Origin of the sequence: Kitasatospora sp. NBC_01266 (assembly GCF_036242395.1) — a bacterium.
Lineage (GTDB): Bacteria > Actinomycetota > Actinomycetes > Streptomycetales > Streptomycetaceae > Kitasatospora.
Genome location: NZ_CP108458.1, coordinates 4,060,021 through 4,079,939 on the forward strand (window position 1 = coordinate 4,060,021; position 19,919 = coordinate 4,079,939).

At 71.2% G+C, this 19,919-nt stretch carries 18 protein-coding genes and 1 tRNA gene; 9 read left to right on the forward strand and 10 right to left on the reverse strand.

Annotated elements, in window-relative coordinates; genetic code table 11:
- Window positions 1–83: 83 nt before the first annotated feature.
- The gene (locus OG403_RS17565) at window positions 84–758 is read left to right on the forward strand and encodes a Crp/Fnr family transcriptional regulator (protein WP_030060009.1); all 675 of its coding nucleotides are present in this window, start codon (window positions 84–86) and stop codon (window positions 756–758) included.
- A gap of 50 nt (window positions 759–808) precedes the next feature.
- Here the strand turns inward: OG403_RS17565 and OG403_RS17570 are convergent, their stop codons facing one another.
- The 5 genes from OG403_RS17570 to OG403_RS17590 all read right to left on the reverse strand — a co-directional run bounded on the left by OG403_RS17570 (window position 809) and on the right by OG403_RS17590 (window position 3,403).
- Window positions 809–1,630, reverse strand: coding sequence for an MBL fold metallo-hydrolase (locus tag OG403_RS17570; RefSeq protein WP_329565443.1), 822 nt, complete (start codon window positions 1,628–1,630; stop codon window positions 809–811).
- A 10-nt stretch (window positions 1,631–1,640) separates the two neighbouring features.
- Window positions 1,641–1,808: a hypothetical protein gene (locus tag OG403_RS17575; protein WP_329565444.1), complete on the reverse strand. Its 168-nt coding sequence runs from the start codon at window positions 1,806–1,808 to the stop codon at window positions 1,641–1,643.
- Entirely contained in the window at window positions 1,795–2,703 is a 909-nt protein-coding gene (locus tag OG403_RS17580) for an NUDIX hydrolase (protein ID WP_329565446.1), read from the reverse strand. The genes OG403_RS17575 and OG403_RS17580 overlap by 14 nt, the downstream gene beginning before the upstream one ends.
- A gap of 77 nt (window positions 2,704–2,780) precedes the next feature.
- Entirely contained in the window at window positions 2,781–3,245 is a 465-nt protein-coding gene (locus OG403_RS17585) for a RidA family protein (protein ID WP_329565448.1), read from the reverse strand.
- Window positions 3,245–3,403 carry a DUF4177 domain-containing protein gene (locus tag OG403_RS17590; protein WP_100889483.1) on the reverse strand — a complete coding sequence of 53 codons (159 nt, stop codon included), beginning with the start codon at window positions 3,401–3,403 and terminating at the stop codon, window positions 3,245–3,247. The genes OG403_RS17585 and OG403_RS17590 overlap by 1 nt, the downstream gene beginning before the upstream one ends.
- A gap of 243 nt (window positions 3,404–3,646) precedes the next feature.
- On the opposite strand from OG403_RS17590, the gene OG403_RS17595 reads away from it, so the two are divergent.
- Both OG403_RS17595 and OG403_RS17600 read left to right on the forward strand, forming a co-directional pair.
- Window positions 3,647–4,663, forward strand: a complete 1,017-nt coding sequence (locus OG403_RS17595) for an ArsA-related P-loop ATPase (protein WP_329572345.1) — start codon at window positions 3,647–3,649, stop codon at window positions 4,661–4,663.
- Window positions 4,664–4,704: 41 nt separating this feature from the next.
- A complete protein-coding gene (locus OG403_RS17600; RefSeq protein WP_329572347.1) occupies window positions 4,705–5,937 on the forward strand; it encodes an ArsA family ATPase in 1,233 nt (410 codons plus the stop codon).
- Between the two features lie 51 nt (window positions 5,938–5,988).
- Here the strand turns inward: OG403_RS17600 and OG403_RS17605 are convergent, their stop codons facing one another.
- Window positions 5,989–6,312, reverse strand: a complete 324-nt coding sequence (locus tag OG403_RS17605) for a WhiB family transcriptional regulator (RefSeq protein WP_145905440.1) — start codon at window positions 6,310–6,312, stop codon at window positions 5,989–5,991.
- Between the two features lie 575 nt (window positions 6,313–6,887).
- On the opposite strand from OG403_RS17605, the gene OG403_RS17610 reads away from it, so the two are divergent.
- Window positions 6,888–9,143 (forward strand): transglycosylase domain-containing protein, encoded by a 2,256-nt coding sequence (locus tag OG403_RS17610; RefSeq protein ID WP_329565454.1) that lies wholly within the window; start codon window positions 6,888–6,890, stop codon window positions 9,141–9,143.
- Window positions 9,144–9,241: 98 nt separating this feature from the next.
- On the opposite strand, the gene OG403_RS17615 is transcribed toward OG403_RS17610, so the two are convergent.
- On the reverse strand, window positions 9,242–9,700 hold the full coding sequence (locus tag OG403_RS17615; protein ID WP_329565457.1) for a GatB/YqeY domain-containing protein: 459 nt from the start codon (window positions 9,698–9,700) through the stop codon (window positions 9,242–9,244).
- Window positions 9,701–9,942: 242 nt separating this feature from the next.
- Here OG403_RS17615 and OG403_RS17620 point away from each other — a divergent pair, with 242 nt between their 5' ends.
- Together OG403_RS17620 and OG403_RS17625 are read left to right on the forward strand one after the other, a co-directional pair.
- On the forward strand, window positions 9,943–10,887 hold the full coding sequence (locus OG403_RS17620) for a metallophosphoesterase (protein ID WP_329565459.1): 945 nt from the start codon (window positions 9,943–9,945) through the stop codon (window positions 10,885–10,887).
- A gap of 76 nt (window positions 10,888–10,963) precedes the next feature.
- Window positions 10,964–11,037 (forward strand) — tRNA-Pro (locus tag OG403_RS17625).
- A gap of 316 nt (window positions 11,038–11,353) precedes the next feature.
- Here OG403_RS17625 and OG403_RS17630 read toward each other — a convergent pair.
- The 3 genes from OG403_RS17630 to OG403_RS17640 all read right to left on the reverse strand — a co-directional run bounded on the left by OG403_RS17630 (window position 11,354) and on the right by OG403_RS17640 (window position 15,050).
- On the reverse strand, window positions 11,354–11,668 hold the full coding sequence (locus OG403_RS17630; RefSeq protein ID WP_329565461.1) for a hypothetical protein: 315 nt from the start codon (window positions 11,666–11,668) through the stop codon (window positions 11,354–11,356).
- Between the two features lie 391 nt (window positions 11,669–12,059).
- A complete protein-coding gene (locus OG403_RS17635; protein ID WP_329565463.1) occupies window positions 12,060–12,335 on the reverse strand; it encodes a hypothetical protein in 276 nt (91 codons plus the stop codon).
- Between the two features lie 78 nt (window positions 12,336–12,413).
- The gene (locus OG403_RS17640) at window positions 12,414–15,050 is read right to left on the reverse strand and encodes a right-handed parallel beta-helix repeat-containing protein (RefSeq protein ID WP_329565466.1); all 2,637 of its coding nucleotides are present in this window, start codon (window positions 15,048–15,050) and stop codon (window positions 12,414–12,416) included.
- A 445-nt stretch (window positions 15,051–15,495) separates the two neighbouring features.
- Between OG403_RS17640 and sigJ the strand changes: the two genes are divergently transcribed.
- From sigJ to dacB, 3 genes are all read left to right on the forward strand, one after another.
- Window positions 15,496–16,440, forward strand: coding sequence for an RNA polymerase sigma factor SigJ (gene sigJ, locus OG403_RS17645; protein WP_329565468.1), 945 nt, complete (start codon window positions 15,496–15,498; stop codon window positions 16,438–16,440).
- Window positions 16,441–16,565: 125 nt separating this feature from the next.
- Entirely contained in the window at window positions 16,566–17,771 is a 1,206-nt protein-coding gene (locus OG403_RS17650; protein WP_329565470.1) for an NAD(P)/FAD-dependent oxidoreductase, read from the forward strand.
- Window positions 17,772–18,130: 359 nt separating this feature from the next.
- Complete coding sequence (gene dacB / locus OG403_RS17655; protein WP_329565472.1) at window positions 18,131–19,723, forward strand: D-alanyl-D-alanine carboxypeptidase/D-alanyl-D-alanine endopeptidase; 1,593 nt, start codon at window positions 18,131–18,133, stop codon at window positions 19,721–19,723.
- Window positions 19,724–19,919: the final 196 nt, after the last annotated feature.

Here is a 19,919-nt window from a genome sequence, read left to right on the forward strand (position 1 = left end):
CGGGACCACCGACAGACATGGCGGAACAACCAGTACGCGAGCCACCCGGGGGCCCACCTCGGACGGCGAACAGGAGGAAGCACGTGGACGACGTTCTGCGGCGCGCCGCGCTCTTCGCGGCGCTCGACGACGAACAGGCCGGCGAGCTGCGCGCTTCCATGACCGAGGTGACCCTCGCCCGTGGCGAGTCGCTGTTCCACGAGGGCGACCCGGGCGACCGGCTCTACGTGGTCGCCGAGGGCAAGGTCAAGCTGCACCGCGCATCGCCGGACGGCCGCGAGAACATGCTCGCGGTGCTCGGGCCGAGCGAGATGATCGGCGAACTCTCACTCTTCGACCCGGGTCCGCGCACGGCCACCGCCAGCGCGCTGACCGAGGTCAAGCTGCTGGGGCTGGGCCACGGCGACCTGCAGCCCTGGCTGCACGCCCGCCCCGAGGTCTCGATCGCGCTGCTGCGCGCCATCGCCCGCCGGCTGCGGCGGACCAACGACGTGATGAGCGACCTGGTCTTCTCGGACGTACCGGGCCGGGTGGCCAAGGCGCTGCTGGACCTCTCCCGCCGCTTCGGCGTGCAGTCCGACGAGGGCATCCACGTCGCCCACGACCTGACCCAGGAGGAGCTGGCCCAGCTGGTCGGCGCCTCGCGGGAGACCGTGAACAAGGCGCTGGCCGACTTCGCCGGGCGCGGCTGGCTCAAGCTGGAGGCCCGCGCGGTGGTGCTGCTGGACGTCGAGCGGCTCTCCCGCCGCTCCCGCTGAGCCGCTGCCGCTGAGCGGCTGCCGCAGCTTCCCGGAGGACCACGGGCTCGTCAGATGAGCCCGTGGTCCTCCAGGTATCGCAGCTGGGCCCGGACCGAGAGTTCGGCGGCCGGCCAGAGCGCCCGATCCACATCGGCGTACACCCGGGCCACCACCTGCTCAACCGTCCGGCAGCCGGCCTCCACCGCCGTCTCCACCTGGGCCAGCCGGGCCGCCCGGTGCGCCAGGTAGTACTCCACCGTGCCGAGCGCGTCGGCCAGCACCGGACCGTGCCCCGGCAGCACGGTGCCCACGCCGTGCTGCGCCGCGAGCGCGCGCAGCCGGCGCAGCGAGTCCAGGTAGTCGCCGAGCGCCCCGTCCGGGTGGGCGACCATCGTGGTGCCGCGCCCCAGCACCGTGTCGCCGGTCAGGATCGCGCCGTCCGCCGGGAGGTGGAAGGTGAGCGAGTCCGCCGTGTGGCCCGGGGTGGCGACCACCCGCAGCTCAAGGCCGCCGACCTCGATCACCTGCCCGCCGTGCAGGCCCTCGTCGCCCAGGCGCAGCGCCGGGTCCAGGGCGCGGACCTGAGTACCGGTCAGCTCGGCGAACCGGGCGGCCCCTTCGGCGTGGTCGTGATGGCCGTGGGTGAGCAGGGTGAGGGCGACCCGCTTGCCCCGCTGCTCGGCGGCGGCCAGCACCGCGCGCAGGTGTCCCTCGTCCAGCGGCCCCGGGTCGACCACCACGGCGAGCTCGGAGTCCGGCTCGGCGAGCAGCCAGGTGTTGGTGCCGTCCAGGGTCATCGGGGACGGGTTGGGCGCGAGCACGCAGAACGCGCGCGCGGTGGCGACCCCGCCGACGGTAGCGGCGGGGTCACCAGGCAGCGGACCGGTCACGGAGAAGTCCTCAGGAGGGGGTGGGCCGGGACAGCCCGCGCACCGTCAGCTCGCGGGTCAGCGCGCGGACGGCCACGCCGGCCGGCAGCTGCGGGCACTCGCAGGCCAACCGGCGGGACAGCGGACGGGCCGCCAGGGTACGGGGGGCGAGCACGCGAGCCACATCATTGTGGGTCATCGGTTGGGGGTCCTTCCTCGGGATAGCGTCCGTCGATCGTCAGCTCTTCATACCCAGGCCAGCGAATGGTCATTCGATCACCCGCCAGCTCGGCCTGGCCGAGCACCGGTGTCAGGGTGCGCCGCCCGGCCAGCTCCAGCGCCTCGCGCGCGGTGCGGGCCGGCAGCAGCTCGCGCAGCACCGAGATGGTCGGCGGGAGCATCCCGTACCGCCCCTCGGCATAACCCCGGGCGGCCTCGGCCGGCGTCAGCCAGGCCACCCGGTCCGCCTCGCCGACCTCGCGCGCGGCCCGCTGCCCGGGCGGCAGCGCGGCGACGAAGAACCAGGTGTCATAGCGCCGCTCCTCGAAGGCCGGCGTGATCCAGCGGGCCCAGCCGGCCAGCAGGTCACTGCGCAGCACCAGGGCGTGCTCACGGCAGAATTCGGCGAAGGAGAGCTGGTGCGCCTCCAGCGCGGCCCGCTCGGCGCTCCAGTCACGCTCGGGGGCCATGGTGTGCGCGTCCGGGCCGGCCAGCAGGACGCCGGCCTCCTCGAAGGTCTCCCGGACCGCGGCGCAGACCACCGCCTGCGCCGTCGCCCGGTCCACCCCGAGCCGGGCGGCCCACTCCTCGGGGCTGGGACCGGCCCAGCCGATTTCCTGCTCGGCGTCGCGCGGATCGACCCCGCCACCCGGATAGGCGTACATGCCGGCCGCGAAGGCCATCGATCCGCGACGGCGCAGCAGGTAGGCCTGCGGGCCGGCGGCGTCCGCGACGTCGCGCAGCAGCACCACGGTCGCGGCCCGCTTGGGGACCACCGGGGTCAGCCGGCCGGCCGCCAGCGCCCGGATCCGGGCGGGCCAGCCGGGCGGCATGGGAAGAGCGGCCGTGGGCGGGCCGGGGAGGTTCGCTGCCATGTCCGGATGCTATGCACCCGGACATGGCGCTGAGAAGAGCCCGCTGATCAGTGGTCCACCGATCAGCGGCAGGTGGGTCAGGCGCGGACCCGGACCTGGATCTCCACCTCGACCGGCGCGTCCAGCGGGAGCACCGCGACGCCCACCGCGCTGCGCGCGTGCACGCCCGCGGCACCGAGCGCCTGGCCGAGCAGCTCGCTGGCGCCGTTCACCACGCCGGGCTGACCGGTGAAGTCGGGGGCCGAGGCGACGAAGCCGACCACCTTGACCACCTGCTCGATCAGGTCCAGGTCGCCGATCACCGACTTCACGGCGGCCAGCGCGTTGAGCGCGCAGATCTGCGCGAGCTCCTTGGCCTGCTCGGCGGTGACCTCGGCGCCGACCTTGCCGGTGTACCGCAGCTTGCCCTGCACCATCGGCAGCTGGCCGGAGGTCAGCACGTGGTCGCCGGAGCGGACCGCCGGGACGTACGCGGCGACCGGGGCCGCCACCTCGGGGAGGGTCAGGCCCAGCTCGGCCAGGCGGCTCTCGACCTTGCCCATCAGTTCTTCTCCCGCTTGAGGTAGGCCACCAGCTGCTCGGGGTTGTTCGGCCCGGGCACCACCTGGACGAGCTCCCAGCCGTCCTCGCCCCAGGTGTCCAGGATCTGCTTGGTCGCGTGCACGAGCAGCGGCACCGTTACGTATTCCCACTTGGTCATGGGGCTGACTCTAGACCGTCCGCGCGCACCGCAGCCCGATGTGAGGTGGGACACAATGCGGGCCGCGAGGGTGCCCGGCAGCCGAATGCTCCCGGCATCGGGCGCGAGCGCTGGTTACGCTCGCGAGGAGGGCCCAGTGGAGGGAGACGGAGCGTGCCAAGGATCCAGCAGCCCGGTGCGACCGCGGCGCCGACGGACGCCGAGGAGCCCGGAGCGGCATCCGGCGGTTCCGACTGGGAGGGCGTGCGCCTGCACGTGGTCAGCGGAAAGGGCGGCACCGGCAAGACCACCGTGGCGGCGGCGCTCGCGCTGGCGCTGGCCGCCGAGGGGCGGCGCACGCTGCTGATCGAGGTGGAGGGCCGGCAGGGGATCGCCGAGCTGTTCGGCAGCAGCGCACTGCCCTACGAGGAGCGGAAGATCGCCACCGTCTCCCCCGCCAAGCTCGGCCTGCCGGGGCGCGGCACCGGCGAGGTGTTCGCCCTGGCGATCGACACCGAGCAGGCGCTGCTCGAGTACCTGGACATGTTCTACAAGCTCGGCCGGGCCGGGAAGGCGCTGCAGAAGGTCGGCTTCGTCGACTTCGCCACCACCGTCGCCCCCGGGGTCCGCGATGTGCTGCTCACCGGCAAGGCCTGCGAGGCGGCCCGGCGCAAGGGGGCCGACGGGCGCCTGGTGTACGACGCGGTGGTGATGGACGCGCCGCCCACCGGTCGGCTGACCCGGTTCCTGAACGTCAACTCCGAGGTCGCGGGGCTGGCCAGATTCGGCCCGATACACAGTCAGGCCCAGGCGGTGATGGGCGTGCTGAAGTCCCCGCAGACCGCCGTGCACCTGGTCACCCTGCTGGAGGAGATGCCGGTGCAGGAGACCGTGGACGGCTTCACCGAACTGCGCGCGGCCGGGCTGCCGGTGGGCGGGGTGCTGGTGAACATGGTGCGCCCGCCGGTGCTGGACGCGGCGGCGGTGGCGGCGGCGCACGGCGACCACCGGGAGGAAGTGGCGCTGGCGCTGGTGGAGGCCGGACTCGGCGGGCGCTCGCGAAGTGCGGCCACCCGGCGGGCAGCGGTGGAGCCGCTGCTCGACCCGCTGCTGGCGCAGGCCCGCGAGCACGCCGAGCGAGTGGCGCTCGAACACGAGCAGCGGGCCGACCTGGGCACCCTGGAGCTGCCGACCTACGAGCTGCCGCTGCTCAGCGGGGGCGTGGACCTCGGCGGGCTGTACCGGCTGGCCGGCGAGCTGAAACGGCAGGGGGCGGCGTGAGCGCGGGCGGCGGGAGCGGCGCGCGCAGCGGCGGGAGCGGCATCAGCGACGGCAAGGGCGGCGGGAGCGACGACGTGAACGGCGGCAACGGGCTCGACATCGACCGGCTGATCGACGACCCGGGCACCCGGATCATCGTCTGCTGCGGCTCCGGCGGGGTCGGCAAGACCACCACCGCCGCCGCGATCGGCCTACGGTCCGCCGAACGCGGCCGGCGAACCGTGGTGCTGACCATCGACCCGGCCCGCCGGCTGGCCCAGTCGATGGGCCTGACCGAGCTGGACAACACCCCCCGCCCGGTGAAGGGCGCGAACGGCCCGGGTGAACTGCACGCCATGATGCTCGACATGAAGCGGACCTTCGACGAGGTCGTGCTGGCCCACGCCGACCCCGAGCGGGCCCGGGCGATCCTGGAGAACCCCTTCTACCAGTCGCTCTCGGCCGGTTTCGCGGGCACCCAGGAGTACATGGCGATGGAGAAGCTCGGCCAGCTGCAGGCCACCGGGGAGTGGGACCTGATCGTGGTCGACACACCGCCCTCGCGCTCGGCACTGGACTTCCTGGACGCACCGGGCCGGCTCGGCTCCTTCCTGGACGGGAAGATCATCCGGGTGCTGATGACTCCGGCCAAGGTCGGTGGACGCAGCGCGATGAAGTTCCTCAACGTCGGGATGGGGCTACTCACCGGCACCCTCGGGAAGATCTTCGGCGCCCAGCTGCTGACCGATCTGCAGACCTTCGTGGCAGCGATGGACTCGATGTTCGGTGGCTTCCGGGAGCGCGCGGAGGGCACCTACCAGTTGCTCAAGGCCCCGGGCACGGCCTTCCTGGTGGTCGCCGCGCCGGAGCGGGACGCGCTGCGCGAGGCCGCGTACTTCGTGGACCGGCTGGCCGCCGATCAGATGCCGCTGGCCGGGCTGGTACTCAACCGGGTGCACGGCACCGGCGCGCCGCAGCTCACGGCGGAGCGGGCGCAGGCGGCGGCCCAGGCGCTGGAGGAGAACGGCGCGGAGAACGGCGCTGGTAACGGCGGCGGCAGCGGTGGCGAGCACGAACCGCACCAGGGCGCGGCCGAGGCACTGGCAGCCGGACTGCTGCGGCTGCACGCCGAGCGGGTCGAGGTGATGAGCCGGGAGCGGCGGACCAAGGACCGGTTCGTCTCGGTCTATCCCGATGTGCCCCTGGTCGAGGTGCCGGCGTTGGCCGGGGATGTGCACGACCTGGAGGGGCTGCGCCTGATCGGGCGTCAACTGGCCGGCGGACCGGACCAGTGAGCAGCGTGGTCTGAGCAGCGTGGGCGACCCCGTTGCGCCGGGGCCGCCCGGTCAGCCGGCCTGCGCGTAGTCCGAGAGGATCACGCCGGTGGCGAGCGACTCCTCGTACTCCGTGCGTGCCGTCTCCAACAAGCGGCGCCAGGAGATCACCGTCGGACGGCGGCGCAGCAGTGCCCTGCGCTCCCGCTCGGTCATCCCGCCCCAGACACCGAATTCCACCCTGTTGTCCAGCGCGTCCGCCAGGCACTCGGTGCGCACCGGACACCCGCTGCACACGGCTTTCGCCCGGTTCTGTGCCGCCCCCTGGACGAACAGTTCGTCCGGATCGCTCGTGCGGCAGGCAGCCTGCGCGCTCCAGTCATCTACCCAGCCCATCCCGGCGCCGTCCTCTCCCGAATCGAGGCTCCCCCCACGGCGGTAACGGCATATTCACCGTTGCCAGTTGAGGACGTTACGGAAGATTGGCGGAGCGCAACAGCCCCTTCGGGTCCAATCTCGAATGACCCGATCGGACTATGGGTGCCGGTCAGATCACTCGTTGGAGTGATCGCAGGTCGCGAGGCTTGCCCTCGTCCCGATCGTCCGCTTTGCCGCCACTTTCGTCACGGAGCGCCACAGCGCCCCCAGGGGCTCGCGCCACGAAGGTCGATCAGCGGCCGAACCAGCTACCTCATAACCCGTCAAATCGGGCAACTCTCAACACTCACAGGAGTGTTTGCAGCCTACGGAGCGGAGCTGTCGCAGGCCTGCGACAAGCGTAGGCGAACGCCTGCCCCTGCGCCCCGATTTTGGCAACGTAGAGTCTTCTTATGGCACCAAAGCGCTCCTCAGCACCCCAGCGCCCCCGCCGACGGAGCACCTCTCCTCTGGAGTTGACCGGACACGGGATCAAGTTTCTGGGCGTCAGTGTTCTCTCCGGCCTCGTACTCGCGGGCCTCGCGTTGCCCGCCGTGGGCACGATCGGACTCGGCGCCAAGGACGGCGTCCAGGGCTTCGACAACATCCCGGACGACTTCAAGACCCCGACCCTGTCCCAGGCCTCGTACATCTACGACTCCAAGGGAAACCAGATCGCCAAGGTCTACGCCCGGGACCGGACGATACTGACCCAGGATCAGATGTCGCCGCTGAGCCGCAATGCCCAGGTCGACATCGAGGACGCGCGGTTCTTCCAGCACGGTGCGATCGACCCCAAGGGCGTGCTGCGCGCGATCGGCAAGAACGCCTCCTCCGGGGACTCCGCCGAAGGTGCCTCGACACTGACCCAGCAGTACGTGAAGAACGTCTTCGTCGAGGAGGCGGGCGACGACCAGAGCGCCTTCAAGGCGGCGACCGAGAAGAGCCTCGGCCGCAAGGTCAAGGAACTGAAGTACGCCATCCAGTTGGAGAAGGATCTGACCAAGGAGCAGATCCTCACCAACTACCTCAACATCACCTTCTTCAACCACCAGGCGTACGGCATCGAGGCGGCCGCCCAGCGCTACTTCGGCAAGTCGGACAAGGACCTCGACGTCGCCCAGGCCGCACTGCTGGCCGGCATGGTGCAGAACCCGTCGGCGTACGACCCGCTGGCTCACCCGAAGGCCGCGCAGACCCGGCGCGACACCGTGATCGACAAGATGCTGCAGTACAAGCACATCACGGCGCAGCAGGCCCAGGCCGCGAAGGCCAGCGGACTCGAACTGAGCTACCAGGCGCCGCAGAACGGCTGCATCACGGCCGGCAACGGCATGGCCTTCTTCTGCGACTACGTCCAGCGGGTGGTGGAGAACGACCCGGCCTTCGGCGCCTCCACGGCGGCACGCGGCAAGCTCTGGAGCCAGGGCGGCCTGAAGATCTACACCACCATCGACCCGGACAAGCAGGCCGCGGCCAACAACGCCGTCACCTCCCAGGTCAAGGTGACCGACTCGGTCGCGGCGGCCATGACCATGGTCAAACCGGGCACCGGGGAGATCCTCGCGATGGCCCAGACCCGGCCCTACGGCCTGGACGCCGGCCAGCACCAGACCGTGGTCAACCTCAACGTCGACGCGGCGATGGGCGGCGGCAACGGCTTCCAGCCCGGCTCGACCTTCAAGGCGATCGTGGCGGCGGCGGCCCTGGACAGCGGCTCCGCCCAGTTGAACACCAGCTTCCCGTCACCGCCGCAGATGCCCTACCCGGACATGTCCACCTGCGGCCAGACCTGGAAGAACAGCACCAGCAAGCCCGCGACCGTCAGCAATGACAGCCCCACCGAGGCCGGGCCGTTCATGATGCCGGAGGCGATGGCCCGCTCCATCAACACCTACTTCGTCTCGCTGGAGCAGAGCATCGGACTCTGCGCGGTCACCCAGATGGCCAACAAGCTGGGGATCAAGACCCAGGCCAGCGGCGCCGCGCTGCAGCAGGTCCCGTCGATGACCCTGGGCACCCAGCTGATGAGCCCGCTCGACATGGCCGGCGTCTACGCCACCTTCGCCTCGCGCGGCGTCCACTGCGACCCGCTCGCGATCAAGTCGGTCACCGGCATCGACGGCAAGCAGCTGGCGGTCCCGCAGGGCAACTGCCAGCAGGTGATGCAGCAGAACACCGCGGACAGCATCAACACGCTGCTCAAGGGCGTGACCGAGAAGTCGGGCACCGGTGCCGCGCTGAACCTGGACGACAACCGTCCGATCGCCGGCAAGACCGGCACCACGGACCACCGGTACGCCGCCTGGTTCGACGGCTACACCCCCGACCTGGTCGGCGTGGTCTGGCTCGGCGGCCCGGAGACCAGCGTCCCGATGGACGGCAACATCGTCATCGGCGGCCACCACTTCTCCGACGGCGTCTACGGCGCCACCGGCCCCGGGCCGATCTGGCAGCAGGCGATGAGCCGGGCGGTCGCGGGCACTGCGGTGAGCCAGTTCAACCTGGTCCCGAACGCGCCCTCCGCGACGGCCTCCTCGGACAGCCCACCGGCGAGCCCGAACCCCAACCCGAACAACCCGAGCCCGCCCGCGGGCGCCCCGAACAACCCGCCCGCCAACCCGCCGGCCAACCCGCCCGCCAATCCGCCCGCCACCAACGCCGGCCTGGTCACCACCAACCCGGTGCCGCCGATCACCGCGGTGCCCGGACCGCCTCAGGGCGGCACCGTCGGCGGCGGCTTCACCCTGCCGCCGGGGATGATCGGCGGCGCCGGTGGCGCCAAGCCGGGCCGGCCCGTGCGGCACTGAGGCCGAGCCGCACGCGAAGAGGGCTCGGGGCCCCTGGATCCGTCCAGGGGCCCCGAGCCCTTTGCTCGTACGGCAGGCGGTAGGCGGCAGGCGGATGCCTAGCGGTTCGCCAGTGCGGCCTTGACTGCTGCGGACACCCGGCCGCCCTCGGCCAGGCCCGCCACCTTCGGCCGGACCACCTTCATCACCGCACCCATCGCCTGCGGCCCGCTCGCGCCGCTCTCGGCCACCGCCTCGGCGACGATCGCGGCCAGCTCCTCGTCGCTGAGCTGCTTGGGCAGGTACTCGGCCAGCACGGTGCCCTCGGCCTGCTCACGCTCGGCCGCCTCGGGCCGCCCCGCGTCCGCGAAGGCGGTCGCCGCATCCCGGCGCTTCTTCGCCTCGCCCTGCACCACCTGGACCACCTCGGCGTCGGAGAGCTCGCGCTTCTCCTTGCCGGCCACCTCGGCGCGGTTCACAGCGGTGAGGGTCAGCCGAAGCGTGGACGAGCGCAGCTCGTCCCGGGCCTTGATCGCGGCCGTCAGGTCGTCCCGAAGCCGCTCCTTGAGCGTTGTCATGGGCCAATCCTCACACCTGAGCCGCCGCCGTGCGCGTGAATATCGGGCGAGGAACCGGGAGGAACCAGTGGTACCGCCACGGGCCTGACGGCGCCTTGGCCGCATCTCGGCGGGATCGCCGGGTCGCCGACCGGGCGCGGACGGGTCGGAACGAACGCAGTACCCGTGCGGCCGACGGGATGTCAGACAACCGAGGGAAGGCCCGGTTCTCCCCGGCAGGCCGGGTCTGCGACCATGGACCGATGCGAAAGCTGTACTCCGTCCCACTCGCTGCCCTTGCCACCGGAGCCGCCGGGCTCGCCTACTCCGCCGGCTACGAGGTCCGCTCGTTCCGGCTGCGCCGGGTCGACGTCCCGGTGCTGCCCCAGGGGGCCAAGCCGCTGCGGGTGCTGCACGTGTCGGACATCCACATGGTGACCGGGCAGCGGAAGAAGCAGCGCTGGCTGCGGAGCCTGGCCGGACTGCGGCCCGACCTGGTGGTGAACACCGGCGACAACCTCTCCGACCCGCTCGGCGTGCCCGCCACGCTGGACGCGCTCGGGCCGCTGATGGAGTTCCCCGGGGCATACGTCTTCGGGTCGAACGACTACTACGGCCCCGCCCGCAAGAGCCCGACCCGCTACCTCAAGGCGCTGGCCAGCGGGAACCACGGCCTCAACAACGCCGACGGCACCGGGCGGGCGGGCATCAGCGGGGCGATCCACAACCCCTGGGAGAAGCTGCGCGACGGCTTCGACGCGGCCGGCTGGCTGGACCTGACCAACGCGCGCGGTCGCCTCACCCTGTCCGGCCTCGACATCGAGTTCACCGGCGTGGACGACCCGCACATCCGCCGCGACCGCTACGCCACGGTGGCCGGCGGCCCGTCCGCCGACGCCGACCTGTCGATCGGCGTGGTCCACGCGCCCTACCTGCGCAGCCTGGACGCCTTCACCGCCGACGGCTACCCGCTGATCCTGGCCGGCCACACCCACGGCGGCCAGCTCTGCGTCCCCTTCTACGGCGCCCTGGTCACCAACTGCGACCTGGACGCCAAGCGGGTCAAGGGCCTCTCCACCCACCGGGCCGGCGGCAAGCAGGCCCACCTGCACGTCTCCGCCGGCTGCGGCACCAACCGCTACACCCCCGTCCGCTTCGCCTGCCCGCCCGAGGCCACCCTGCTGACCCTGACGCCCCGCTCCCGATAACCGGATTTCGTCTCCTGACCTGCATGGGATAGAGTTCTACTCGTTGCGCCGGAGACGGAAGCAACGAGAGCAGGACCGGGGTGTGGCGCAGCTTGGTAGCGCGCTTCGTTCGGGACGAAGAGGCCGTGGGTTCAAATCCCGCCACCCCGACCCAGCCCAGAGGGCCAGTCAGAGTAATCTGACTGGCCCTCTGGCGTTCCTGCCAGCAGGCAAGTACAGCAACCGCTACCGACCTGCCAGAAGTCGATGCGGACGTGGGCCGCCACCGAAAGACCGACCGGCCCGAGAAGATCAGCGTCGACGCAGGCCCGCACCACACTCCCCGTGACCGTGCTCACACGTCCAAGCGTGCTCTTGATCCCGGCGGGGACCGCCTCGCCAGAAGCAAGGTCGGAGCCCTTCGCACCGCCACAGCGCCCCGTCCGATCGAGAAGAGGACTGGGTGCTCCCGCCAGCGGCGAACAGGTCAGGACCTACCCCGCAGCATCGACAGCACGGTAGCGACTGGCCCGAGGGAGAGGTCTGCTCCGTACAGCAGCACGAAGGGAAGAACGGTCGCCGCCGTTCCTGCGGGTACCGCGAACGGCCCAGAGGAAATGAGCCAGCCGGAAAACCCGATGAGGGAGGCGGACCACAGGATCGCCACTGCCATCCGGATAGAGCGGCGCCACCACGACGGAGCAGGCTCCTGGTCCGTCAACCACTCGTCCGCCCACAGGGACTCCGGCAGCAGCGCCGCTGTGCGCCCCTGGGCGTACCGCTCGGTGATCTCGGTCGTCATCTCCGCAAGGAGCTTCAGGGCCTTGTCGGGGTCGGCATCCAGGTGCTCTCGGACGGAGTGCGGAGCAGCCGCGACCTTGGGCCCGTGTGTTCGGGACAGCCGCGAAGGACCCACGATGGGCCCGACAGATCGCATCGGACGGCGAAGGGCACGCTCAACTCTCCCGCACTGCTGGTGCAGCAGGTACAGCTTCACCGGCCGGCCCGCCAGGTCGGCCGCCCGCACGTCGTTGCACAGGCCCACAGCCGTGACGGCGTATATCGGATCACCCGATAACGGCGATAGGCACCTTCCGTCGTCCGGTGGGACGCGATACGCCATACAAGCCAAGGGGCGAGGACCAGCGTCATCCCGATCGGGAGCTTCCGAAGTAGCGGAGGCGCGGAGTCGGTCAGGAAGATCGCTCCCGGCGGGTCCGAGGCCGTCCTCCACCAGTGAGGAACATGCTGCGCCAGTTGCGCGGCTCGACCGGCGTCCCGTACCGCGTGGTGAAGACGAGGTCGGAGTCGGTCCGCAGCTCGCCGGCGGCCGGCTTGTCGGCCGCGCCGCGCTTCTGACGCGGTAGCAGCGCGGCGCGGCCGATCTCGGGCAGCGGGAGCATCGACTCCCAGGTGTCGGTCCTGACCTCGGAGTGCGGCAGCCGGCGGCGCACAGAGGTGCTGGGCACCGTCGTGTACGCGTGAGCGCCCCGCAGCGGCCTGGTCGGCTGCTGCGGGGCGCTCGGTCGGCGGGTACTGCGGAGGACTCAGTCGTTCTGGTAGAGGCCGAAGATGTCGACCACCAGGTTGATGTTCCCGCCGCTGGCGTTCCAGAAGTCGATCAGACCGTCGGGGCCGCGGCCCGTCTGGACCATGTTCGGGACCGTCTGACCCGCGCGCCAGTTCAGCGTGGACACGGACGGCGGCGAGAGCGGGGCCTCCGATCCACTCTGGTACTGCTGAAGGGTGTTCGGGTCGAGCCCGATGCTGAGGTGTCCGTCGGTCGCCGTGTCGGTCGCGGTGCTGTTGAGCACGAACCCGGTGAAGTCGGGGTGGTTGTGGGCCAGCGGCATGTAGATGTAGTTCCAGCCGGGCAGCGGGCCGCCGCTCCAGCTCGCCGGGTCACGGGTGTCGAGCAGACGCTCCGGAGCCAGCGGCAGGTAGGCGCTCTTGCCGGCCGCGCTGTAGTAGCCGACGACGTCGACGATCAGGTCGGCCGCTCCCCAGGAGCTGTTGAGGATCTGGATCCTGCCGTCGGCGCCCACCGGCACGACCACCGAGTTGGCGATGGTCTGGCCGCCGCTGTAGTTCACGTTGGACGCGTTCGGCGCCGCCTGGCCGTCCGGGTAGACGGTCAGGTGCCCGGGCCCGGCGGGCCCGGTGACCGTGACGTTGAGGGCGACGGCGGTGATGCCCGAGCCGGGCAGTTGGCCGCCGGCCGACCCGGCGATCTGCACGGGCAGCGACTGGCCGCCGCCCACCCGCGGCTGCCCGCTGCCGTCGCGGGTGTCGACCAGGCGGTTGGGCACCACGGGGGTGTAGCCGCTGGACGGGGACTGGGTGAAGTAGCCGTCGATGTCGACGATCAGGTTCAGCGCGTCGCCGGCGTTGTACAGGTCGATGGAGCCGTCGACGCCGACCTCCGCGACCACCATGTTCGGAACCGTCTGGCCGGTCGCGTAGTTGAGGTTCGACGTGCCCGGCACCGGGTCGCCGTCGCCGTAGACGGTGACGTGGCCGGCGCTGGTGGTGTCGGTGGCCGTGACGTTGAGCACGACGGCCGTCACACCGGCCGGGATCGCAACGTTGCCGGCGATCTGCAGCTTGGTCGTCGAGTAGCCCGCGACGTTCGGCAGGTTGCTGCTGTTGCGGGTGTCGAGCAGCCGGGTCGGCCCGTACGGCGTGTAGTCCGAGCCCGCGGTGGCGATCGTGCCCGAGTTGCTCACCGCGTAGCCGGCGGTGTCGGTGGCCGTGGCGGTGATGGGGAACTGACCGAGCTTCGGGTAGGTGTGCGGGGCGGTGGCGGGGCCTGGGGCGAAGTTCACGTCGCTGCTCGTACCGTCACCCCAGTCGACGTGCAGGGATCGCGCGCCGCTGACGGATGTGACGGTCGCGGTGAGCGTCACCCCGTAGGCGCTGGTGTCCGTCGCCTGCAGCGCGAGGGTCAGGTCGGGGGCGTACGCGATCGCGCCCCGGTCGTGGTACGGGCTCGCCGCGTAGAAGTCCGAAGCCAGCGCGCCGGGAGCGTTCGGGTTCGCCGAGCCGATCGCGGCGGAGCCCGGCTGCGGGCGGGCGTCCACATCGGTCGACTCGTTCGGCCGCAGCGCGACCGGGGCCGCCTCCTTGGTCTCGACGGCGTCGTGCGTGCCCAGCGGGCCGGCGGCCTTGGAAGCGTCCAGGCTCGGGTAGGTCGTGCCGGCCCAGCTGTAGGGCGCGGTCGCGTCGCTGCCGAAGACGGAGAAGTCGTTGTAGTCGGACACCGTGCCGGCGGCGGAGTCGCTGGACACGGTGATGTCCGGCGCCCAGCCCAGGTTGTTGGCGAGGCACTGGGACTGGTAGCCGCCCAGCAGGGCATCCGTGGTCGGATCGGCGTCCTCCAGCACGTTGTTCTCCAGGGAGACCCCGGACGACGCACCCTCGACGTCGATCGCCGACTTGCACCCGCGCTGGATGGTGTTGCCCACGGCGTTCAGGCCAGTCACCCCAGCGGCCGAGATCCCCCCGGCGGCCAGGATGTCACTGGCGAGACTGATCCGGCTCGCGCCGGACGCGACCGAGACCGCCGTGACGTTGGAACCGCTCTGGTTGTAGCGCGTGTCGACGTACGTACGGCTCACCGAGATGCCGCTGGAGGCCCCGTCGATGGTGAGGCTGCCCGACGCGTTGTCGGCGGTCAGGTAGCTGGAGTCCAGGCTGACGTTCGAGGACCCGATCACCTGGACCGCGGGCGCCCCGTACGAGGTCAGCATCAGGTTGCTGATCGTCACATTGCTGACGTGGTCCAGCACGATCGCGGGCTTGCCGCCACTGGCGTTGGTCGCGGTGATCCACGCCTGGTCGCCGAGGCCGACGATGGTGATGCCCGACGTCTTGACAGTCACCGACTCCTGGGAGAAGTAGCCGATCGAACCCTGGACGTCGATGGTGTCGCCCGGCTGCGCCACGTTGACCGCGTCCTGCACCAGGCAGAAGGGGGAATCCTGCGCGCCCGTCCCGGGGTCGCTCGAGCAGCCGCCGTTGGCCGTGGAGGCGTAGATCGTCCTCGGGCCCGCGCTCACGCTCGCGCTCTTGCTCGCTGCGGCCTTGCGCGTGCCGGGCGCCGGCCGCTGCACGCGGAGCGACTTGTCGGCGGGACTGGTGAACGTCTTGAGAGCCCCGGACCCGGTCAGTGGTGCGGTGTTCACCAGGTGCGACTCGGCGCCGGCCGGCGGCGAGTCGGTCGCGGACGCGAGACCTGGTACGAGTGCGATACCGACCGCGGCTGCGGCAGCGGTGACGACGAGCCGGTGATGAAACACCAACCCCCCCAGTCGTATTCATGTGATGAACGGGCAGAAAGCTGGGTCAGCGTACGGGAGACGCGCACGCCGAACAAAGCCAATTCCTCCCTACTGTCGCCACACCGCACCCACCATCAGTTGCACCACTCCCACTGCCTCCCGGGTCAGGGCCTGCTGGGAGAAATTGCGCCGGGAACGGTCTCGGCGGCTCTGCTGACGCGCCGTCAACGGAGTCGGGCAACGCCACGGCCGACCTGGGCGGCATTCGCCGACGAGCCCCCGAGGACGCCTCCTACCGAGCGCTGTCCCGCCTGCCGTTCCGCCGCCGGGGCGAGTAGGATCCGCGAGCATGGCCCTGAGCATGAGCGACGTGGACCGGTTCGAGGCCGCCAGGCCCCGGCTGGAGGCCATTGCCTACCGGCTGCTCGGCTCGGCGGGTGAGGCGGAGGACGCCGTCCAGGAGACGTTCCTGCGTTGGCAGGCGACCGACGTCGGGCGGATCGAGGTGCCCGAGGCCTGGCTGACGAAGGTCCTCACCAACTTCTGCCTCAATCAGCTCACTTCGGCACGCGCCCGGCGTGAGACATACGTGGGGAGGTGGCTCCCCGAGCCGCTGCTCGCCGGCGACCCGATGCTCGGCCCGGCCGACACCGTGGAGCAGCGCGAGTCGGTGTCGTACGCCGTCCTCGTCCTGCTGGAGCGCCTGTCGCCCAACGAGCGGGCGGTGTACGTGCTGCGTGAGGCCTTCGACTACCCGCACCGGGAGATCGCCGGGATCCTGGACCTCACCGAGGCCGCCAGCCAGCAGATCTACCACCGGGCCAAGAAGCACGTCGTGGACGGCAGGGCGCGCACCGAGATCGACGAGGCCACCGCCCGCAGGATCGTCGAGGAATTCCTGGCCGCGGCGACCAGCGGCCGTACCGAGCCCCTGGTACGTCTGCTCACCCAGGATGCCGTCTCGGTCGGCGACGGCGGTGGGAAGGTCCCGGCCCGCGCGAAGGGATTCGAGGGGGCGCTCGCGGTCGCCAAGTTCCTGCGCGGCCTGTTCAAGCCCAGCGAGGCCAAGCGGGCCCTTGTCGGCGGCGCGGCCGAGATCCACGCCACGACCGCCAACGGCGGGCCCGCCATCGTGGCGGTCGTGGACGGCCGGGTCGTCGGGATCACGTGCCTGGAGGTCACCGCGGAGGGCATCGCCGCGGTCCGCAGCCAGGTCAACCCCGACAAGCTCGTCCGCGCGACCGCGCAGTGGGCCGCCACGGACCAGGGGGACTCCCCGCTCCACACGCTCTGATCCGATACGAGGCGAGCTGTGACGTGCCTCACATCCCGATCCTGTCAGGAAACGCCGGGCTGCACGGTTCAAGGGGCGAAACCGCGCACGACCACGGCGGACCCGCGCAGACAGGAGCAGGCACAATGCAGCACCGCATCGTCGTCCTCGGAGCCGGCTACACCGGAGCCATCGCCGCCGGCCGCCTCGCCAAGCGGCTGCACCGCGAGGACGTCACCATCACCCTCGTCAACCCCGAGCCCGACTTCGTCGAGCGGGTCCGGCTGCACCAGCTCGCGGCCGGCCAGGACCTCGCGCCCCGGCCGTTCAGCGAGATGTTCGCGGGCGCGGGCGTGGAACTGAGGCTCGCGAAGGTCACCGCCGTGGACGTGGACCGCAAGACGGTGGCGGTCACCGCCGTGGACGGCCCCGCGGCGGGGGAACTCGAGTACGACACGCTGGTCTACGCCCTCGGCAGCGACTGGAACCACGAGGGCGTACCCGGCACCGCCGAACACGCCCACGAGGTCTCCAGCCGCCCCGGAGCCCTCCGCCTGCGCGAGCGCCTGGCCGCCCTGGACGCCGGCCGGACCGTGGTCGTGGTCGGCGGCGGACTGACCGGCCTGGAGGCCGCGACCGAGATCGCCGAGGCGCGCCCGGACCTCGATGTCGCCCTGGCGGCTCGCGGCGCGCTCGGTGACTGGCTCTCCGAGAAGGGTCGCGCCCACCTGCGGAAGGTGGTGGACAAGCTCGCCATCAAGGTCCACGAACACACGGCGGTCACCGCCGTGGCGGCGGACGGCGTGACGGCGGCCGACGGCACGACCATCCCCGCCGAGGTCACCGTCTGGACCACCGGCTTCGCCGTCCACCCGATCGCCCGTGCCACCGCCCTGGAGCGCACCGACCGCGGGCAGATCGTGGTCGACTCCACGATGCGCTCGGTCTCGCACCCGGACGTGTACGCCGTGGGCGACGCGGCGATGGCGATCGGCCCGGGCGGAAAGCCCCTCCGTATGTCCTGCGCCTCGGGCGTTCCCATGGCCTGGCAGGCCGCCGACGCCATCGCCGCCCGCCTCACCGACACCAAGGTCCCCAGCGTCGCCATCCGCTACTTCCAGCAGTGCATCTCGCTCGGCCGCAAGGAGGGCCTGATCCAGTTCGTCACCGCCGACGACCGAGCGGTCAACCGCGCCCTCACGGGCCGCGTGGCCGCCCTCTACAAAGAGCTGATCTGCAAGGGCGCGGCCTGGGGCGTCGCCAACCCGACCGTAGGCGTCCCGTCCCGCCGCCGGCGTGTCGTGCGGCAGGAGACCCGAAGCCGTGCAGGGGTGGAGGCGAGCGCGGCCTGACCCCGCCCGATGGGGCGCCGGAGGGGATGCGCCAGCTTCAAGGCGAGGCGTCGGCACAGCGTCGCCCGTACAGCAGGAAGGGCCCTGCCGGAGGGATCCGGTAGGGCCCTTCCCGACGGGCCGTCTACTGTCCGGCCCCGACTCCTATGCGTGCCCGCCTTCGACCGATCGAATGACTTTCACATCCCACGCCGTCAGCACGCCGCGCAGCAGCCCCGGTCCCGGAGTCCGCGTACCTACCATGCGCCGTGAGTGCCCTGAAAGCGGGGCTTCCGACTCCAGAAACGGCTGGGCGAATGAGATCAAGGATCCGTGATCGGCTTCGGGCCTGGGCCACCCTCGGCGTCACGCTCGCGGTCGTGGCCGGGACAGCTGCCGCCGCACCTGCGGAGAACCCGCACAGCGACCTCGGGCCCGACATCACGGCGATCATGAACAAGCCCGCGTACAAGCACGCGCAGTGGGGCCTGCTGGAGATCGACCCCGAGAGCGGGCGGGTCGTCCACTCCATGAGCCCCGACCAGTTCTTCATGCCGGGTTCGACCATCAAGCTGATCACCATCTCCAGTGCCTGGCACGCCCTCGGCCCGGACCACCGCTTCACCACGCCGGTGCACGCGATCGGCCAACTCAACGGGTCGACCCTCACCGGGAACCTGGCGCTCGTCGCCCAGGGCGACCTCACCATGGGCGGCCGGACCAAGCCGGACGGGTCGGTCGACTTCACCCCCATCGACCACACCTATGCCGACGACGTCCCGGGCGCGACCCTCACGCCGGAGGACCCGCTCGCCGGCCTGGACGGGATCGCCCACCAGGTCCGCGACTCGGGCATCACCGCGGTCGACGGCGATGTCGTCATCGACCCGCGGCTGTTCACGCCCCCGTCGCTCAACCCCCAGCCGACACCCCTCATCATCAACGACAACGTCATCGACCTGCTGACCACCCCGGCCTCCCCCGGACAGCCCGCCCAGCTGAGCTGGCGCCCGCAGGTCGCGCCGTACCAGGTCACCTCCAACGTCCAGACGGTGGCGGCCGGTGGCACCACCGACATCCAGGTCACCGCGTCCCCTGACGGCACGAGGATCACGCTCTCCGGCACGATCGCCGCCGACGCCCAACCCACCTTGAAGGTCTCCCAGATCCAGGACCCCAACGCATTCGGGCGCACGGCCCTGATCGAGGCCCTGGGCCGCGCGGGGGTCACCGTCACCGCCCCGCCGACCGGGCCCAACCCGGACGGCACGCTGCCCGCCTCGTACACCGGCGATCCGCAGGTGGCCGCCTTCGTCTCACCGCCGTACCGCGAGTACGCCAAGCTGATCCTGAACGTCAGCCACAACCTCGGCGCCAACCTGGCGCTGTGCAACATGGCCGTGAACCGCGGCAGCACGGACTGCTTCGACGGCTTCCCGGTCATCCACGACTTCCTCACCCAGACGGCGAACGTCGACCCGACTCAGTTCCAGATGGCGGACGGACGCGGCGATGTGCCCGTCGACCGCGTCACGCCCACCGGGCTCAACCAGCTGCTCGCGTACTGGCTGCGCACCCCTGACGCGGACGCGTTCCGCACCTCACTGCCGATCCTCGGGGTGTCCGGCACGGGCGCTCTCTTCTGCACCACCGACTGCCCGGCCAAGGGCAAGGTCTTCGCCAAGCCCGGCACCATCATCGGCTTCGACCAGCTCAACCAGCAGTTCGCCATCAACGCGCAGACGTACGCGGGCTACCTGCAGGCGGACGACGGCCACCTCTACACCTTCTTCATCGGCGTCAACGGCGCGGCGGCACCGGACATCCAGGGGTTCTTCGACGTCAACGACGACGTCGACGAGATCGCCGCCATCCTCCAGCAAGAGGCATGCGCGGAACACGGCGCCGGCCGCTCGCACCACAAGGACGTCATGTCCGCGAGAAGGCCGCTCTCCCGGATCATTCGTCCGTAACGCGACCAGTACCCACGGCTCGCGCCGTTGCCGCACGCGATGGCGCTGGCGGGATGACGCCGGCACAGCTGATGCGGCATGCATCGCCTGCCCCCCGGCGGCGCGAGCTCCTGGGAAGCCACCCCAGCGGTCAGGGGACTCGGCAGACGAGTCCGAGGAGTACGGCAGCCGCCCCGACCCGGTAACACCAGCTCAG

What these genes read in the sequence shown, in the direction of transcription:
- OG403_RS17575 (WP_329565444.1), bottom strand. Translation starts at nt 1,808, where the DNA reads ATGACCCACAATGATGTGGCTCGCGTGCTCGCCCCCCGTACCCTGGCG.
- OG403_RS17580 (WP_329565446.1), bottom strand. Translation starts at nt 2,703, where the DNA reads ATGGCAGCGAACCTCCCCGGCCCGCCCACGGCCGCTCTTCCCATGCCG.
- OG403_RS17585 (WP_329565448.1), bottom strand. Translation starts at nt 3,245, where the DNA reads ATGGGCAAGGTCGAGAGCCGCCTGGCCGAGCTGGGCCTGACCCTCCCC.
- OG403_RS17590 (WP_100889483.1), bottom strand. Translation starts at nt 3,403, where the DNA reads ATGACCAAGTGGGAATACGTAACGGTGCCGCTGCTCGTGCACGCGACC.
- OG403_RS17605 (WP_145905440.1), bottom strand. Translation starts at nt 6,312, where the DNA reads ATGGGCTGGGTAGATGACTGGAGCGCGCAGGCTGCCTGCCGCACGAGC.
- OG403_RS17615 (WP_329565457.1), bottom strand. Translation starts at nt 9,700, where the DNA reads ATGACAACGCTCAAGGAGCGGCTTCGGGACGACCTGACGGCCGCGATC.
- OG403_RS17620 (WP_329565459.1), top strand. Translation starts at nt 9,943, where the DNA reads ATGCGAAAGCTGTACTCCGTCCCACTCGCTGCCCTTGCCACCGGAGCC.
- OG403_RS17630 (WP_329565461.1), bottom strand. Translation starts at nt 11,668, where the DNA reads ATGACGACCGAGATCACCGAGCGGTACGCCCAGGGGCGCACAGCGGCG.
- sigJ (WP_329565468.1), top strand. Translation starts at nt 15,496, where the DNA reads ATGGCCCTGAGCATGAGCGACGTGGACCGGTTCGAGGCCGCCAGGCCC.
- OG403_RS17650 (WP_329565470.1), top strand. Translation starts at nt 16,566, where the DNA reads ATGCAGCACCGCATCGTCGTCCTCGGAGCCGGCTACACCGGAGCCATC.